Annotated in this window: 3 protein-coding genes; all 3 read left to right on the top strand. The window is 71.7% G+C overall.

Features of this window, described 5'->3' with window-relative positions; genetic code table 11:
• Genes A37U_RS43765 through A37U_RS0114475 form a run of 3 tightly spaced genes read left to right on the top strand, consistent with a single transcriptional unit; the run spans window position 1 to window position 19,547 of the window.
• Window positions 1–3,360 carry an SDR family NAD(P)-dependent oxidoreductase gene (locus A37U_RS43765; RefSeq protein WP_083933518.1) on the top strand — a complete coding sequence of 1,120 codons (3,360 nt, stop codon included), beginning with the start codon at window positions 1–3 and terminating at the stop codon, window positions 3,358–3,360.
• Window positions 3,361–3,386: 26 nt separating this feature from the next.
• Window positions 3,387–8,843, top strand: a complete 5,457-nt coding sequence (locus A37U_RS0114480) for a type I polyketide synthase (protein WP_476707423.1) — start codon at window positions 3,387–3,389, stop codon at window positions 8,841–8,843.
• A gap of 24 nt (window positions 8,844–8,867) precedes the next feature.
• Window positions 8,868–19,547 carry a type I polyketide synthase gene (locus A37U_RS0114475; protein ID WP_020497365.1) on the top strand — a complete coding sequence of 3,560 codons (10,680 nt, stop codon included), beginning with the start codon at window positions 8,868–8,870 and terminating at the stop codon, window positions 19,545–19,547.
• Window positions 19,548–19,551 lie beyond the last annotated feature (4 nt).

Here is a 19,551-nt window from a genome sequence, read left to right as displayed (position 1 = left end):
TTGGAAGTCATCTGCGGGAGGGAGGGTGTGCATTGTCGTCGGGTGGATGTGTCGTATGCTTCGCATCATCCGCAGGTGGACGGGCTTGCTGGGGTGATCACCGCTGATCTTCAGCCGGTTGTTCCGGTGTCGACCGGGATTCCGTTTTTTTCGACGGTGTCTGGTGTCCAGGTCGATACCAGTACTCTGAATGGTGAGTATTGGTTGGAGAATTTGCGTAGTCAGGTGAGGTTCTTCCCCACCGTGACCCATGCCCTCGACCAGGGTTTCACCCATGTGTTGGAGGTCAGCCCGCACCCGGTGCTCGGCGCACCCCTGGAAGAAGCCGCGTATGCGGTCGGGCGGGGCGAGGTGCCGGTGTTGGCGAGCCTGCGCCGGGATGATGGTGACACGAACAGGTTTATGACCTCGATGGCCGAATTGTATGTGCGGCACGGGCGGGTGGATTGGTCGCGGTTGTTCGCGGGTGCCAGGCGGGTTCCGTTACCCACGTACGCGTTTCAACACCAGCGCTACTGGTTGGAGTCGCGGCGGGGTGTCCAGGATGTTGGGGCCGTGGGGTTGCGTTCGGCCGAGCATGGGTTGTTGGGTGCGGTGTTGCACGCGGCGGATACCGGGGCGGTGTATTTTACTGGTCGGTTGTCGTTGGCCGCGCAGCCTTGGCTGGCTGATCACGCGCTTGGTGATGCCGTGTTGTTGGCTGGTGCGGCCATGGTGGAGATGGCCGTGCACGCCGGCGATCAGCTCGGCTGCCCCCGGGTGGACGAACTCATTCACCACGCTCCGCTGCTACTGCCCACAACCGGGGCAGTCACCGTACAACTCACCGCGCACGCCCCTGGGCAGGACCAGCGCCGCGCCTTCACCCTCGCCTCGCGCACCGAGGACGAACCGGAGTGGGTGGTGCACGCGAGCGGGCAGCTCGGTGCGGCCGCTCCCGATGAGGAAACCCGGGAAGAACTCACGAGTTGGCCCCCGCACGACGCGGAAACCCTTGACCTGGACGACTTCTACGAGTCCATGGCGGACGCGGGGGTACATGCGGGACCGGCCTTCCAGTGCGTCACCGCGGCCTGGCGCCGCGGCGAGGATGTGTTCACCGAGATCGCGCTGCCGCAGGAACAGCACCGCGCCGCCGAGTCCTATGTGGTGCATCCGGCGCTGCTGGACGGGGCGCTGCAGGGCGCGTGGTTCGGGGTGCTCGGTGATCCCGGGCAGGCCCGTGGTCCGTTCAGCTGGAGCGGGGTCCGGCTGCGCCGCGCCACCGGAACCACGCTGCGCGTCCGGATCAGTGCCGCCGGACCGGATGCGCTTTCCGTGCAGTGCAGCGATGAATCCGGCGCGCTGGTGCTCGCGGTGCGTTCCCTGGTGATGCGCCCGGTCGGGGACGGCACCCCGCCGGTGGAGCCGCCGCTGCGGCTGGACTGGATCGAGCATCCGAGCACCGTGCAGACCTCCGCAGCCACCGGGACCTTCGCGCTGCTCGGCGAGGACGAACTCAAACTCGCCGCCGCGCTCGAAGCCGTGGACGCGCACGGCGAACGGTATGCGGACATCCCCGCGCTGGCCGCCGCGATCGCCGCAGGGGCGTCCGCGCCCGAGTACGTGTTCTGTTCGGTGCCCCCGCAACCGGCCGCCACCTCGGCGGACCTCGCCGGGCAGGCGCGCACGGCCACCACCATGATGCTCGGCCTCGCTCAGGACTGGCTGGCCGAACCGGGCCTGCGGCATTCCCGGCTGGTCGTGGTCACCACCGGGGCGGTGCGGGTGGACGAGGGGGACCTCACCGACCTCACCCACGTTCCGGTATGGGGGCTTGTGCGGTCCGCGCAGGCGGAGAACCCGGAGCGGTTCGTGCTGCTGGACACCGACGGTGCCGCCGAGTCGACCGCCGCGCTGCTGGAGCCGCTGCTCGCCGGCCAGGCGCAGTTCGCGCTACGCGACGGCCGCGCCCTGGTGCCCCGGCTCAGCAGGCTCTCCCCGCAGCAGCAAGGCGAAGAACCCGAGTGGTCCGCGGACGGCACGGTGCTGATCACCGGCGGGCTCAAGGGGGTCGGCTCGCTGATCGCCAAGCATCTGGTCCGCACGCACGGGGTGCGGCGGCTGCTGTTGCTCGGCAGGCGCGGGATGGACACCCCGGGCGCCGGGCAGCTGCTCGAGGAACTCGGCGCGCTCGGTGCCGAGGTGCGGGTGCATGCCTGCGACGGGGCCGACCGGGACGCGCTTGCCGCGGCGCTGGCCACGATTCCCGCCGAGCATCCGCTTACCGCGGTCGTGCACTCCGCCGGGGTGTTCGACGACGGACTGCTCCCCGATCTCACCCCCGAGCAGGTGCACAAGGGATTCGCCCCCAAAGTCGATATGGCGCTGAATCTGCATGAGCTCACCGCCGGATGCGAGCTCTCCGCGTTCATTCTGTTCTCCTCGTTCGCCGGCACCTTCGGCGGCGCCGGGCAGGGGCCCTACGCCGCGGCGAACCTGTTCCTGGACGCCCTTGCCGCGCACCGGGCGGACAACGGACTGCCCGCGACCGCGCTGGCCTGGGGACTCTGGGAGGAGCGCAGCGGGATGGCGGGTGCCCTCGACGAGGCGCACCTGCAGCGGATGCGCGGCGGCGGGCTGGTCCCGATGACCGCCGAACACGGCGCCGCGCTGTTCGACGCATGCTGTGCGGCAGGGGAATCCGCGCTGGTGCCGGTGCCCTTCGACCGCGCCCTGCTGCGTGCCGACGCGAAAGCGGGCGCGCTCCCGGCGATCCTTTCCGGGCTGGTGCCCACGGTGAGCAGGGACACCACGGCGAACCGCACCGTGGACTCCGCGCGGCTGCGCGCCGAGCTGGCCGCACTGTCCACACCGGACCGGCACAAGCGCCTGCTCGAACTGGTGCGGGGTTTGGCCGCCGCGGTGCTGGGACATTCCGGAGTCGCCGAGATCGGGGCCGAGCGGGCCTTCGGGGCGCTGGGCATCGATTCGCTGACCGCCCTGGAACTGCGCAACCGGCTGAGTGCCGCGACCGGGCTGCAGTTGCCCGCCGCCTTGGTGTTCGACTACCCGAATCCGCTTGCGGTGGCCGAACTGCTCGCCGGGGAACTGGGTGAACCCGCAGCGCAGACCGACGCCGTCCCGCTGATCGCCGAGCTCGACCGGCTGGAGTCCGCGCTCGCCGCGCTCACCCCGGAATCGGTGCGCGCCCTCGTTCCCGATGAGCACGTCCGCGCCCGCATCACCAGCCGGGTGCACGGACTGCGCGCGCGCTGGGATCAGGCGCGCGGGACCGACGCGGTATCGAGCACCGACCTGGAATCCGCCACCGACGACGAGGTATTCGACTTGCTCGGCGAGCGACTGGGGATGGACTGAGCAACAGCCTGCCGCATTCGAACGAGGTGCATCGCATGGACACAGAGGACAAGCTCCGCCGCTATCTCAAACGCGCCGTTGCCGAGCTGGACGATACCCAGGCGCGACTGGCCGAGGCCGAACGCCGCACGACCGAGCCGATCGCGATCGTGGGCATCGGCTGCCGGTTTCCCGGTGGCGCGGACACCCCGCAACGGTTCTGGGAGCTGCTCGCCGGCGGCGTGGACACCGTTGCCGAGGTGCCCGGTGATCGCGGCTGGGACATGGACGCCCAGTACGACCCGGAGCTGAGCCGCCCGGGGACCAGCTATGTGCGCAGCGGGGCGTTCCTGGACGAGGCAGCGGAATTCGACGCCGAGTTCTTCGGGATTTCCCCGCGTGAGGCGCTGACCTTGGACCCGCAGCAGCGGGTTCTGCTGGAGACCTCGTGGGAGGCCATCGAGCGGGCCGGGATCGACCCGGCGAGCCTGCGGGGTGACCGGGTCGGCGTGTTCGCCGGTACCAACGGCCAGGATTACGGCAACCTACTGCAGCGGGCCCCGGAGGGAGAGGGCTATCTGTCCACCGGTTCGGCGGCCAGCGTGGTTTCCGGCCGGATCTCCTACGCCCTCGGCCTTGAAGGGCCCTCGGTCGCCGTGGACACCGCGTGCTCCTCGTCCCTGGTGACCTTGCACCTCGCGGCCCAGGCGCTGCGCAGCGGCGAGTGCTCGCTGGCACTCGCCGGGGGCGCGACCGTGGTGTGCACCACCGATCTGTTCGCCGAATTCAGCAAACAGGGCGGTCTTTCCCGGGATGGGCGGTGCAAGCCGTTCGCCGAGGGCGCGGACGGCTTCGGGATCGCCGAGGGCGCGGGAATGCTGCTGGTGGAACGGCTCTCCGACGCGCAACGGCTTGGGCACCCGGTGCTCGCGGTGCTGCGCGGTTCCGCGGTGAATTCCGATGGCGCAAGCAACGGCATCACCGCGCCGAACGGTCCTTCCCAGCAGCGGGTGATCCGGGCGGCCTTGACCGCGGCGGGGGTGCAGCCCGGGGACGTGGACGCGGTGGAGGCGCACGGCACCGGGACCTCGCTCGGTGATCCGATCGAGGCGCACGCCCTGCTGGCCACCTACGGCACAGCGCGCGCCGCGGACCGGCCGCTGTTCCTGGGTTCGGTGAAATCGAACGTGGGGCACACGCAGGCCGCCGCCGGGGTCGCGGGCGTGATCAAGATGGTGCTCGCGCTGCGCAACGATCTGCTTCCGCCCACCCTGCATGCCGAGCAGCCCACCTCGCACGTGGACTGGTCCAGCGGGGCCCTCGTGCTGCTCACCGAGGCGCAGCCGTGGCCAGAGCTCGACCGCCCGCGCCGGGCCGCGGTTTCCGCCTTCGGGATCAGCGGCACCAACGCGCACGTGGTGCTGGAACAAGCACCCGCGCCCGCTCCGGCGGACGCCGAAACCGGGCAACCGCCAGGAACCGTGCCGCTGCCGCTGTCCGGGAAAACCCCCGAGGCACTGCGTGCCCAGGCCGCGCGCGTCCGGGACCTGTTGCGCACCGAGCCCGGCACCAGGCTGGTCGACCTCGGATTCTCCCTTGCGCAGAGCCGCGCGGGTCACGAACACCGGGCCGTGGTGCTCGGCGCCGGCCGGGACAGCGCCGAACGCGGGCTTTCCGCGCTCGCCAACGGTGCCGCCGATGCCGAGGTGTTCACCGGTTCGGTGCTGGACGGCAAGCTGGCCTTCCTGTTCTCCGGCCAGGGCGCGCAGCGGATCGGGATGGGCCGCGAGCTCTACGCGCACTCGCCGGTGTTCGCCGCCGCCCTTGACGAGGTGCTCGCCGAACTCGATCCCGCGCTGCGCGCGGTGCTCTGGGATACCGACGCCGAGGCGCTCAATCGGACCGGGAACACCCAGCCCGCGCTGTTCGCCATCGAGGTGGCGCTCTACCGGCTGGTGGAATCGCTCGGTATCCGCCCGGATTTCCTTGCCGGGCACTCCATTGGGGAGCTGGCCGCCGTGCATGTCGCCGGGGTGCTCTCGCTCGCCGACGCTGCCCGGCTGGTCACCGCGCGGGGTGCGCTGATGCAGGCCCTTCCCGAGGGTGGGGCGATGATCGCGGTGCAGGCCACCGAGGCCGAGGTGGTTCCGCTGCTGGCCGAGGACGTCTCGATCGCCGCGATCAACGGACCGGAATCCGTTGTGGTGTCCGGGAATGCGGGGGCGGTGTGCGCGCTCGCCGAGCGATTCCGTGCCACCGGAAGGAAAACCAAGCAGCTGCCCGTCTCGCACGCTTTTCATTCCCCGCTCATGGAGCCGATGCTGGCGCAGTTCCGCGCCGTGGTCGGCGAGCTCTCTTTCGCCGAACCGCGCATCCCCGTAGTCTCCAATCTGACCGGGGGCCAGGCCGAGCTCACCGATCCCGAGTACTGGGTGCAGCACGTGCGCGAGGCGGTGCGGTTCGCCGACGGGATCGCCACCATGCACGAATCCGGGGTGCGCACCTTCCTCGAGCTCGGCCCGGATGGCGCACTCTCCGCGCTGGTCGGCGAGCAGTGCCCGGATGCGGTGGCGATCGCTTTGCTGCGCAAGAACTTCGACGAGCCGCACGCCGTGCTCGCCGGGTGCGCGCGGCTGCACGCCACCGGGACCGCGGTGGACCTCGGCGGCTACTTCCCGGGCGCGCGGCGCGTGGAGCTGCCCACCTATCCCTTCCAGCGCAAGCACTTCTGGCTCGGAGTCGGCGAAGCCGTGTCCGATGCGCACGCCTTCGGCCAGGTCGCCGGGGAGCATCCGCTGCTCGGGGCCACGCTCGCCCTTCCCGATGGTGCGCTGGTGTGCACCGGGCGGCTCTCGCTGCACAGCCACCCGTGGCTGGCCGACCACGTGGCCATGGGCACGGTGATCCTGCCCGCGACCGCGTACGTGGATATGGCCGTGCACGCGGGCGAGCTCCTGGACTGCCCGGAACTGGCCGAGCTCACCCTGGCCGCGCCGCTCGTCCTCCCGGAAACCGGCGCGGTCGCGGTGCGGCTGCACGTCGGAGTGCCCGATGAGTCCGGTCGCCGCCCGCTGCGGCTGGATTCTCGCCCCGGTGCTGAGGACGGGGAGTGGACCGGGCACGCGAGCGGTTTCCTGAGCGCGCCGGAACCACTGTCCGAGCAGTGTTTTGCCGAGCCGTGGCCGCCCGAGGGCGCCGAATCGATCACCCTGGACGGAATCTACGACCGCATCGCGGAAAGCGGGCTCACCTACGGGCCGGCCTTCCGCGGACTGCACGCGGCCTGGCGCCGGGAGCAGGACGGGTCCACCGAACTGTTCGCCGAGGTCGCGCTGCCCGAGCAGGTACGCGCCGAGGCCGCCGCGTTCGGCCTGCACCCGGCGCTGCTGGACGCGGCACTGCACCCGGCGGTCGGTATTCCCGGGCTGCTTTCCGAGGCCGCCGATGCCGGACTGCCGTTTTCCTGGACCGGGGTGCGCCGTCACCTCGCGGGTGCCGAGGCGCTGCGCGTGCGGCTGGCCGCCACCGGAACCCGCGGCATCACCGTCGCGGTCGCCGATTCGCACGGAAGCCCGGTCGCCACGGCGGAATCCCTGGTGTCCCGGCCCCTGGCGCCCGAACTGCTCGCCGGGGCCAACGGCGGACCGGCCAAGGACGCGTTCTTCGGCATCGACTGGGTGCCGGTCTCCGGAGTGGAGGTTTCGCGCAGCCGGGTCGCCCTGGCCACCGCCGAGGATGACCCCGCGCAGGCCTTCGCCGAGCTGGGTTCCTTCGCCGATCTACCCGCCCTGCTCGCCGAACTGGACGGCGAGCTGCCCGCCCCCGAGCTGGTGTTCAGCTCGCTACCGGTGCCGGGCAGTGGGAGCGAGGCGGCGCACGCGGCCGCGGAGCAGGCCATGCACCTGATCCAGTCCTGCCTTGCCGCCGAGCGGCTCGCCGATTCGACGCTGGTGTTCGTCAGCACCGGGGCGCTCGCCGCGGCCGAGGGGGACCAGGTCACCGATCTCGCGCACGCCCCGGTGTGGGGCCTGGTGCGCGCCGCGCAGTCCGAGCACCCCGGCCGGTTCGCGCTCATCGACACCGATGGCGCCGCGGTGGAACCGGCGCTGGCCGCGCTGGCCGCGGGCGAACCCCAGGTCGCGCTGCGTGGGGACACCGCGCTCGCGCCACGGCTTGCCAAGGCCGCCCTGCCGCGAGAAGACGTCGAGGCGTTCCCCGCCGAGGGAAGGGTTCTGGTCACCGGGGGCACCGGCGGGCTCGGTTCGCTGGTGGCCCGCCAGCTGGCCGGCACCGGGGTACGAGACCTGGTACTCGTTTCCCGTCGTGGTCCCGACGCACCGGGTGCGGCGGAACTACACGCTGAGCTGACCGAGCTCGGTGCCGAGGTGCACATTCTGGCCTGCGACCTCACCGACCGGGACGCCGTAGCGAACCTGGTCCGCACCCATCCGTGTACCTCGGTGGTGCACACCGCGGGCGTGCTGGACGACGGCCTGGTGAGCACGCTGACCGCCGAACGGCTGCACCGGGTGCTCGCCGCCAAGGTTGACGCGGCGCGCAACCTGCACGACCTCGCCGGGGACCTGGACCGTTTCGTGCTGTTCTCCTCGGCCTCCGGGGTGCTCGGCAGCCCCGGCCAGGCGAACTACGCGGCGGCGAACGCCTATCTGGATGCCCTTGCCCAGCGCCGAAAAGCCGCCGGGCTGCCCGCGCATTCGCTGGCCTGGGGTTCCTGGGAAGCAGGCGGAGGGGGCATGACGAGCGCCCTTGACGAGACCGGGCGCAGCCGGATCAACCGCTCCGGGGTGCTTGCTCTGTCTACTGTGGACGGTCTCGCCCTGCTGGACCTGTCCGTGCGCACGGACATTGCCCTGCTGGCCCCGATGCGGCTGGATCTGCCCACCATCCGGGCGCGCGCCGGGGTGGACGGGGTGCCCGCCTTGCTGCGCGGTCTGGTCCGGGCGCCCGCGCGCGCCAGCACCGCTGCACCCGAGCAGACCGTCACGCACCAGCTTGCCGGGCTCTCCGAGCAGGACCGGCAACGGGTGCTGCTGGATCTGGTGCGCACCAAGGCCGCACTCGCGCTCGGGCACAGCGGGCCCAACGACATCGGCGCCGAACACGGTTTCCTCGACCTCGGGTTCGATTCGCTGACCGCGGTGGAGCTGCGCAATACCCTGGACGCGGCCACCGGACTGCGGCTGCCCGCCACGCTGATCTTCGACTACCCGAACCCGACCGCGCTGGCGAAATTCCTGGACACCGAACTGCCGAGCCCGCAGGACGAGGCGAGCGAGGCAGTGCGCACCGCCCTGGACCGGCTCGAGGGCCTGCTCGCCGCGGTGGACGCGGAGCAGGGAAAGCAGGCCGCCACCCGGCTGCGTGCGCTCGCCGCCGGCACCGTGGCGCGGTTCTCCGGCGAGGATCCCGCGCGGTCCGAGCTGGAGGCGGCGAGCGCGGAAGAACTTTTCGATCTGCTGGACAACGAACTGGAAAGCTCGTGATCCGGCGCGGCAAGGAGCACACCCGTGGCGAATGAAGACAAGTACCTCGAGTACCTGAAGCGGGCCACCGCGGATCTGCGGGAGACCCGCCGCAGGCTGCGCGAGGTCGAGGAGGCCAGCACCGAGCCCATCGCGATCGTCGGGATGGGCTGCCGGTTCCCCGGCGGGGTGCGCACTCCCGAACAGCTCTGGCGGATCGTGGCCGAGGGCGTGGACGCGGTCGGCGAGTTCCCCGCCGACCGCGGCTGGGATCTTTCCGAGCTCTACGACCCCACCATGACCCGCCCGGCGACCAGCTACATCCGTAGCGGCGGATTCCTGGATGACGTGGCCGATTTCGACCCGGCGGTGTTCGGCATCTCGCCGCGCGAGGCACTGGCCATGGACCCGCAGCAGCGGTTGCTGCTGGAGACGTCCTGGGAGGCGTTCGAGCGGGCCGGGATCGACCCGATGTCCTTGCGTGGCAGCAAAACCGGGGCATTCGCCGGGGTGATGTACCACGATTACCACACCCGGCTCGGCCGGGTTGCCGAGGAACTGGAGAACTTCCTCGGCAACGGGAACTCCGGTGCGGTCGCCTCCGGGCGGATCTCCTACACCTTCGGTCTGGAAGGTCCCGCGCTGACCGCGGACACCGCGTGTTCCTCGTCCCTGGTGACCCTGCATCTCGCGCTCCAGGCGCTGCGCGGCGGGGAATGCTCGCTCGCCCTGGCCGGCGGGGTCGCGGTGATGGCCATTCCCGAGCCGTTCATCCAGTTCAGCCGCCAGCGCGCGCTGGCGAAAGACGGGCGCTGCAAGGCATTCGCGGACGCCGCCGATGGCACCGGGCTCTCCGAGGGCGCCGGGATGCTGTTGCTGGAGAAGCTTTCCGATGCCCAGCGCAATGGGCACCCGGTGCTCGCGGTGATCCGCGGTTCCGCGGTCAACCAGGACGGCGCGAGCAGCGGGCTCACCGCCCCGAACGGCCCCTCGCAGCAGCGGGTGATCGGGACGGCGCTGGATTCCGCGGGCCTTTCCGCCGATCAGGTCGACCTGGTCGAGGGACACGGCACCGGGACCTCACTCGGTGACCCGATCGAGGCACAGGCCCTGCTGGCCACCTACGGCAAGCAGCGCGCCGCCGCTCGCCCGCTCTATCTCGGCTCGCTGAAATCGAACCTCGGGCACACTCAGGCCGCGGCCGGGGTCGGCGGGATCATCAAGATGGTGCTGGCGATGCGACACGGCCGGATGCCCGCAACCCTGCACGTGGACGCGCCATCGTCCACAGTGGACTGGTCCTCCGGTGCGGTGGAACTGCTCACCGAGGACCGCGCGTGGCCCCGCGGCGAACAACCGCGCCGTGCGGGCATTTCCTCCTTCGGTATCAGCGGAACCAACGCGCACGTGATCGTGGAGGAGCCGCCCGCACCCGAACCGGCCGAACCTGTCGAACCGGTGCACGCGCACACCCCGTGGACGCTGTCCGGGAAGACCGCGGCGGCGCTGCGCGCCCAGGCACGCGCGCTCGCCGAGCACCTGCGGGCGAATCCGGATGCCGAGCCGAGCGCGGTGGCCGCCACCCTGGCCACCGGCCGCGCCCGGCTCGAACACCGCGCGGTGCTGCTCGCCGAAACCGGACAGCACCCGCACGCGGGACTCGCCGCGCTGGCCGAGGGAAACGCCTCCCCGGACGTGTTCACCGGGGTCGCCGCCGAGGGCGGCCTCGCCGTGCTGTTCTCCGGCCAGGGCTCGCAGCGCCCGGGGATGGGCCGGGAACTCTACGACGCGTTCGCCGTGTTCGCCACGGCCTTCGACGAAACCTGTGCCGCGCTGGACGAGCACACCAGCACGCCGGTCAAGTCGCTGGTATTCGCGGAACCGGGCAGCGCTGAGGCCGGGCGGCTGTATCAGACCGAGCACACCCAGCCCGCGCTGTTCGCGATCGAGGTCGCCCTCTACCGGCTGCTGGAATCCTTCGGTGTCCGCCCGGATTTCCTGGTCGGCCACTCGATCGGCGAACTCACCGCCGCGCACCTTGCCGGGGTGCTCTCGCTGCCCGACGCGGCCGGTCTGGTGGTGACCCGCGCCCGGCTCATGCAGGGTCTCCCGGCCACCGGGGCGATGATCACCCTGGCCGCGAGCACCGAGGAGATCGAACCGCTGCTGGCCGAGCACCGGGATGCGGTGTCGATCGCGGCGGTGAACAGCTCCGATTCGCTGGTGATCTCCGGGGACCACGACGCCGTGCACGCGATCGCCGAAGCCTGGGCGGCGCGCGGGCACAAAACCAAGACGCTCAAGGTCTCCCACGCCTTCCATTCCCCGCACACCGAGGCGATCCTGGCCCGGTTCCGGGAGTATGCCGCCACCCTGAGCTTCCACGAGCCGCGCATCCCGATCGTGTCCAATGTGACCGGGCAGCTCGCCACCGCGGAGCAGCTCACCGATCCGGACTACTGGGCCCGCCACATCCGCGAGGCGGTGCGGTTCGGGCCCGCCGTCGCCACACTGGCCGGACTCGGGGTGACCGGTTACCTGGAGGTCGGCCCGGACACCACGCTCACCACGCTCGCCGGGCACACCCTCGGGGCCGGGGAGCACGCCACGGCCGCGCTGCTACACCCCGGGAAGCCCGAGGAACGCAGCGTGCTCGCCGCGCTGGCCGTCCTGCACACCCGGACCGCTGCCACCCCGGGCCTGAGCGCGTGGCTGCCCGCCCGCGCGACCGCCGAGCTGCCCACGTACGCCTTCCAGCACAAGCGGTACTGGCTGGACGCGCAGGACTCGGGCGCGAATGTGGCCACCGCGGGCCTTGGCAGCGCTGGGCATCCGCTGCTCGGCGCGGCGACCGGAATCGCGGGCGGAGACGGCTTCCTGTTCACCGGGCGGCTGTCCACCGCGACCACGCCGTGGCTCGCCGAACATGTGGTGGCGGGCAATGTCCTGCTGCCCGCAACGGCCTATGTGGACATCGCCCTGCACGTCGGTGCGCACGTGGGTGCCGGGCAACTGGCCGAGCTGACCCTGGCGGCCCCGCTGGTGCTGCCCGCGGACGGCGCGGTGCGATTGCAGGTCTTCGCCGGTCCCGCGGACGAGGCGGGCCGTCGCGAACTGACCGTGCATTCGCGGGCGGAACAGGACGAGGACGAACAGCCCTGGCAGCTGCACGCCACCGGCCGGCTCGCCGCGAACGTGGCCACGCCACCCGCCACGCTGGAGTCCTGGCCACCGCGGGATGCCACGCCCGTCGAGGTGACCGAGCTGTATGCCGAACTCGCGGATGCCGGGCTGGACTACGGGCCCGCGTTCGCTTCCGTTCGCGCGGCCTGGCGTCACGGTGACGAGGTGTGCACCGAGGTCGCCCTGCCTGAGGATCACCATGAGGACGCGGGCACCTTCGGCCTGCATCCCGCGCTGCTGGACGCCGCGCTGCACGGGATCGGCCTGTTCGCGGACAACGAGGGCGCGGCCACCGCCGAACTGCCGTTCGCCTGGCACACCGTTGCCCTGTATGCCACCGGTGCCACCGAGCTGCGGGTCCGGCTGACCCGCGGCGAGGCGGGCGCGCTGGCGGTGGCGGTGTTCGACGGCGCCGGGGAACCGGTGCTGGCCGCCGAATCGCTGTGCACCCGAGCGATCGTCGTCGAGGCGCCCCGCTCCGGTACGCGCCCGGACTCGCTGTTCCAGATCGACTGGGCCGCACTCGATCCGGCACCCGCCCCGCGACCGGAGCGGATCGGGGTGCTCGGCGCGGACCAGATCGGCCTGCACGAGACGCTGCCGGAGGCGGTGCGCTATCTGGATGTCTCGGCCGTTGCCGGAGCGGAGCAACCACCGGATGTGGTGTTCGCGTCGTTGTGCCACAACGGTTCCGGTGAGCTCGTCCCGGACGCGCACGCGGCGGCGGAGCGGGCGCTGACTCTGGTGCGCTCATGGCTGACCGACCCCCGGCTGGACCACAGCACCCTGGTGCTGGTCACCCGGGGCGCGGTGGCGGTGACCGCGGAGGATGCCGTGCCGGACCTGGTGCACGCCCCGGTGTGGGGTTTGCTGCGGTCCGCGCAATCGGAGAACCCGGACCGGTTCGTACTGCTGGACACCGATGCCGCGCCGGTCGGCCCATTGGCCGCGGTGGCCACCGGGGAGCCCCAGCTCGCGGTGCGCGGGGAGCAGCTGTTCGCTCCGCGCCTCATGCCGGCCACCGTGTCCGAATCGGACGATGCGGGCTTTTCCGCGGACAGTACGGTGCTGATCACCGGGGGCACCGGCGAGCTCGGCGCTGCGGTGGCCAGGCACCTGGTCGCCGAGTACGGGGTGCGGCACCTGGTGTTGCTCTCCCGCCGCGGCCCGGCTGCCTCCGGTGCCGGGGAACTGCGCGCCGAACTGAGCGGGCTCGGGGCGCGCGTGGACCTGGTCGCCGCCGATGTCACCGACCGCGCCGCACTGGCGGATGTGCTGTCCCGCTACCCGATCACCGGTCTGGTGCACACCGCGGGAGTGCTCGAGGACGGACTGGTCACCGGACTCTCGCCCGAGCAGCTGCACCGGGTGCTCGCGCCCAAGGTGGACGCGGCCGCGCACCTGCACGAACTGAGCGCGGACGTGGAGCAGTTCGTGCTGTTCTCCTCGGCCTCCGGGGTGTTCGGCAACCCCGGCCAGGCCAACTACGCCGCGGCGAACGCCTTTCTGGACGCGCTCGCCCAGCATCGCCGGGCCGCCGGGGTGCCCGCGCATTCGCTGGCGTGGGGCTCCTGGGCGCGCACCGGTGGTATGACCGCGAACCTCAGCGAAGCCGAGCACGAGCGCATCGCGCGATCCGGGGTCACCGAACTCGAGGTCACCGAGGGCCTGCGGCTGTTCGACCTCGGCTGCGCCAGTGACCGGGCGCTGCTGGTGCCGATGCGCCTGGACCGTGCCGCGCTGCGGGCCGCCCCCGAACTGCCTCCGCTGCTGCGCGGGCAGGTGCGCACTCCGCTGCGCCGCGCAACCGGGGCAGCCAGTCAGGCGGCCACGCCGTCCGGGGACTTTGCCGGGCTCGAACCCGGTGAGCGGATTCCCGCGCTCGCCGAACTGGTGCGCGCCCAGGTCGCCGTGGTCCTCGGGCATGAATCCGGCGCCGATATCGAGGAGCACAGCGCGTTCAGCGAGCTCGGGTTCGATTCGCTGACCGCGGTGGAGCTGCGCAATGCACTGGATGCGGCGACCGGACTGCGGTTGCCCGCCACGCTGATCTTCGACTACCCGAACCCGAGGGTGCTGGCCGCGCACCTGGCCGAGCAGCTGTTCGGCGCGGATACCGCGCCCATGGCTCGGTCCGCGCAACCCACGGCTGCCGCGGACGATCCGATCGCCGTGGTCTCGATGGCCTGTCGGTTCCCCGGCGAGGTCCGCACCCCGGAAGGGCTGTGGCAGCTGGTTTTGGACGGCGCCGATGCGATCGGTGAGTTCCCGGACAACCGCGGTTGGGACATCGCCGGGATGTACGACCCGGACCCCGACCGCTCGGGTAAGTGCTACACCACCCGTGGCGGTTTCCTGTACGACGCGGGGGATTTCGACGCCGAGTTCTTCGGTATCTCGCCGCGCGAGGCGCTGGCCACCGACCCGCAACAGCGGCTGCTGCTCGAGACTTCGTGGGAGGCCATCGAGGCGGCGGGTATCGATCCGGTCGGGCTGCGCGGCAGTCCGACCGGGGTGTTTGCCGGGGTCATGGGAGCCACCTACGGCACCGGTATCGGCGATATCCCCGACGAGGTCGAAGGCCACCTGAGCACCGGGGCGGCGGGCAGCGTGGTGTCCGGCCGGGTTTCCTACACCTTCGGTTTCGAAGGCCCCTCGATGAGCATCGACACAGCCTGTTCTTCCTCGCTGGTCGCCCTGCATCTGGCCGCGCGGGCGCTGAGCGCGGGCGAGTGCTCGCTCGCGCTTGCCGCCGGGGTGCACGTCACGCCGACCCCGGACGCCTTCGTGTTCTTCAGCCGCCAGCGCGCCCTTGCGGTGGACGGGCGCTGCAAGGCGTTCTCCGAGCACGCCGACGGGTTCGGCGCGGCCGAGGGAGCCGGGGTCGTGGTGCTGGAACGGCTCTCCGAGGCGCGCCGGCTCGGGCACCCGGTGCTGGCGCTTGTCCGGGGCTCGGCGGTGAACCAGGATGGGGCCTCGAACGGGATCTCCGCGCCGAACGGCCCCTCCCAGCAGCGGGTGATCCGGCAAGCGCTGGCCAATGCCGGGCTCACTGGTGCCGAGGTGGATACCGTGGAAGCGCATGGCACCGGAACCCCGCTCGGCGACCCGATCGAGGTGCAGGCGCTGCAGGCCACGTACGGCGCCGACCGTCCCGGGGACCGGCCGCTGTGGCTCGGCTCGCTGAAGTCCAATATCGGCCACGCACAGGGTGCGGCGGGAATCGGCGGGCTGATCAAGACAGTGCAGGCGTTGCGGGCCGGTGTGCTGCCGAAGACGCTGCACGCGCATGAGCCCAGCGGCAAGGTGGACTGGGCGGACGGAGGCGTGCGGCTGCTGCAGGAATCCCTGGCCTGGCCGGAAACCGGAGCTCCGCGCCGCGCCGCGGTGTCCTCCTTCGGGATCAGCGGAACGAACGCGCACGTGGTCCTGGAACAGGCCCCGGAAAGCACGGCCGCGGACGAGGCCGCCGAGGATGCCCCGATCGTCGCGGCGCTGCTGTCCGGGAAAACTCCGCAAGCGCTACGGGACCAGGCCCGGCGGCTGCACGAACGGGTGCTCGCCGATCCGAAGCTGCGGCTGGTGGACCTCGGTCACTCGCTGGTGTCCGGGCGCAGCGCCTTCGCCAGCCGGGGCGCGGTGCTCGCCGAGGACCGGGACGAACTGCTCGCCGGACTGACCGAACTGGCCGAGGGCGCCGACCAGAACGTGGTGACCGGCACCGGTTCGGGGACCCCTCGGGTGTTGATGGTGTTCCCCGGCCAGGGCGGTCAGTGGCTCGGGATGGGCCGTGAGCTCGCCGAGCGGGAACCGGCGTTCGCCGCCCGGCTGCGCGACTGCGATGCGGCGCTTTCCGAGTTCGTGGACTGGTCCGTATTCGACGTGCTCGACGACGAATCCGCGCTCCAGCGAGTGGACGTGGTGCAGCCCGCGCTGTGGGCGATGATGGTTTCCCTTGCCGAGTTGTGGCGCGACTACGGGGTGGAGCCCGCCGGGGTGATCGGCCATTCCCAGGGTGAGATCGCCGCGGCCACCGTGGCCGGGGCGCTGTCCCTTGCGGACAGCGCCAGAGTGGTCGCCCTGCGCGCCAAGGCGCTGCGCGCGCTGGAAGGCACCGGCGGGATGGCCTCGCTGCTGGTGCCCCCGGAGCGGGCCGCCGAGCTGCTCGAACCGTGGCAGCCGAAGCTGACGGTCGCGGTGTACAACGGCCCGTCCCAGGTGATCGTGGCCGGGGACGGTGCGTCGCTGGACGAACTGGGCGCGGTCTGCGAACGCGAGGAGGTGCACTACCGGCGGGTCGACGTCACCTTCGCCTCACACCACCCGAGCGTGTTGTCCTGTGAGCAGGAGATCACCACCGCGTTGACCTCGATCAGCCCGGTCAGCACCGAGCTGCCGTTCTACTCCTCGATGCTCGGCGAGGCGATCGATACCGCAATGCTCACCGGTGAGTACTGGTTCGCGAACACGAAGAACCCGGTGCGCTTCTATCCCACCGTGCTCGCCACCCTCGAACAGGGCTTCACGCATCTGGTCGAGGTCAGCCCGCACCCGATGCTCAGCGGACCGCTCGCCGACGCGGCGGCCACCGTCGAGCAGCGCGCGGTCCCGGTGCTGACCACCCTGGCCAGGGACGGCGGTCAGCGGCGGTTCCTCACCTCCGCTGCCGAGCTCGCGGCGCACGGCGGCAGGGTGGATTGGTCGGCGTTCTACCAGCGTCACGGCGCGCGCAAGCTTGCCCTGCCCACCTATGCGTTCCAGCACCAGTCGTACTGGCTGACCCCCGGTCCTCCGGCGGCCACGGGCGCGCGGCTCGGGCTCGACCACACCACGCACCCGATCCTGACCGGAACCACCGATGTGCCCGACAGCGGCCTGCACCTGTTCACCGGACGGCTCTCGCTGCACGAGCACCCCTGGCTGGCCGATCACGCGGTGCACGGGGATCCGCTGCTTCCCGGCACGGCGCTGCTGGAGCTCGCGCTGTACGCCGGGGCGCACACTGGACACCCGCACCTGGACGAGCTGACCATGCAGAGCCCGCTGATGCTGCCCGCCCGCGGCACCGTGGCGCTGCAGGTGGTGGTCGCCGAGACCGGGGAGCCGGGGACGCGGCGGGTGGACATTCGCTCGCGCAGCGCCGAGGAACAGAGCGCGGGCGAATGGCAGCAGCACGCCACCGGCATGCTGCGCTCGAGCGTGCCCGCGGCCGACTTCGCGCTGTCCGTCTGGCCACCGCCCGGTGCCGAGTCGATCGAGCTGGACGGACTCTACGCTGAGCTCGCCGAGACCGGCTTCGACTACGGCCCGGCGTTCCAGGGGCTGCGCGCCGCGTGGCGGGACGGCACCGACATCTATGCCGAGGTCACGCTGCCTGAGCCGGTGCGCGAGGACACCGAAGGTTTCGGGGTGCATCCGGCCCTGCTGGACGCGGTGCTGCATGCCATGTCCCTCGGTGAGTTCGTCACCCCGAGCGAGAACCCGGACCTGATGCGGCTGCCGTTCTCGTGGGGCGGGGTGCGGTTGCACGCGGTCGGCGCGAGCACGGTGCGCGCCAAGCTCACCCCTGCGGCGAAGAACATCGTCGCGGTGCGGCTCGCTGATCCGACCGGGGCTCCGGTGGCCGAGATCGAGGCGCTGGAATCCGCGGAGGTGGACCCCGGGTCCCTCGGCGCGGCCGTGGTCGCCGCCAACGACACGTTGTTCGGGCTGGACTGGGCGAAGGTCGCACCGTCGACGGCAACACCGGGCACCGTTGCGCTGCTCGGCCCTGTCCGTCACGCGGTGGCGGACGCCTTCCCGGACAGCACCGGGTATGCCGACGTCGCCGCCCTCGCCGAGGCGGTGCGGGACGGGACACCCGCCCCCGAGCTGGTGCTGGCCACCCCGGGAGCGGCGCATGGATCCGCGACCGGGGACGCGCTGGAGCTGATCCAGTCCTGGCTGGCCGCCGAGGAATTGACTGCCGCCAAGCTGGTGCTGATCACCAGCTTGGCCGCCGGGCCGGATGCGGCCGACCTGGCCACCGCCCCGGTCTGGGGCCTCGCCCGGTCCGCGCAGTCCGAACACGAGGACCGGTTCGCGCTGATCGACCTGGACGGTACCGCCGAATCACTGGGCGCGCTGCCTGCGTTCCTGTCCAGCGCCGAACCGGAACTGGTGCTGCGCAAGGGTTCCGCGCTGGCTCCCCGGCTGACCAGGACCCCGGAACCGGACACCGTGCCGCGGGAGTTCGATCCGGATGGCACCGTGCTTATCACTGGCGGCACCGGTGTGCTCGGTGCGCTCGTCGCCCGGCACCTGGTCGCTTCCGGGGCGCGGCACCTGCTGCTCACATCCCGCTCCGGGCTCGCGGCACCCGGTGCGCAGGATCTGCGCGCCGAGCTCACCGCGCTCGGGGCCACGGTGACCGTGTCCGCGTGCGACACCGCCGATCGGGAGGCACTTGCCGCGCTGCTCGGTGACCTGCCCACCGCACACCCGCTGACCGCGGTGCTGCACACCGCAGGGGTGCTCGAGGATGCCGTGGTCACCAACCTGACCCAGGACCAGCTGGCCCGGGTGCTGGCGCCGAAGGTGGACGCGGCGTGGAACCTGCACGAGCTCACCAAGGATCACGACCTGGCCGAGTTCATCCTGTTCTCCTCGGCCGGTGGCGTGTTCGGCGCGCCCGGCCAGGCCAACTACGCCGCGGCCAACACCTTCCTGGACGCGCTGGCCCGCCATCGCGCGGCGAACGGGCTGCCCGCATGCTCGATGGCGTGGGGACTGTGGGCGCAGACCAGCACGCTCACCGAGGACCTCGGCACGAGCGACCGGGCGCGGCTGGCCGCCTCCGGGGCCGGGCTGAGCGCCACCGAGGGGCTCGCGCTGTTCGACACGGCCCGCGCGCATGGTGCGGCGGTGCTGGTGCCCGCGAAGCTCGACCTCGCCGGGCTGCGGTCCCGTTCCGCCGAGGTCCCGGCCCTGCTGCGCGGGCTGATCCGGCCGAGCACCGCACTGCGATCCGCGGCGTCCGCCTCGGCGGCCGTGGCCGGGGAACTGCGCCAGCGCCTGGCCCCGATGACCGTCGCCGAGCGCACCCGGTTGCTCACCGATCTGGTGCTCACCGAGGTGGCCAGGGTGCTCGGCTTCGCCCCGGGAACCGACATCGACCCGGGCGCGGCGTTCACCGAGCTCGGCTTCGATTCGCTGACCGCGGTGGACATGCGCAACCGGCTGGGCGCGGCGACCGGGATCCGGCTGCCCGCCACCTTGGTCTTCGACTACCCCACGGCGAACGCGTTGGTGGAGTACCTGGATACCGAGCTGGCGCCGGAAGAAGCGGCGATGCACCCGGTGCTGGCCGAGCTGGACCGGCTGGAGGCCACGCTCACCGCGGCCGGCGGAGAGCTGCGCGGGCAGATCCGCGAGCGGCTCACCGCCCTGCTCGCCGGCTCTGATATCGAGCAGGTGGGCGAGGACGACGTCGCCGGCCGGATCTCCGCGGCAAGCGACGAGGAAATGTTCGAGTTCATCGGCAAAGAACTGGGGATCTCTTGATGAC

The organism is Sciscionella marina DSM 45152 (assembly GCF_000379465.1).
GTDB lineage: Bacteria > Actinomycetota > Actinomycetes > Mycobacteriales > Pseudonocardiaceae > Sciscionella > Sciscionella marina.
The sequence above is the reverse complement of the archived record's forward strand: the minus strand, read 5'-3'. Positions and strand labels throughout refer to the sequence as shown.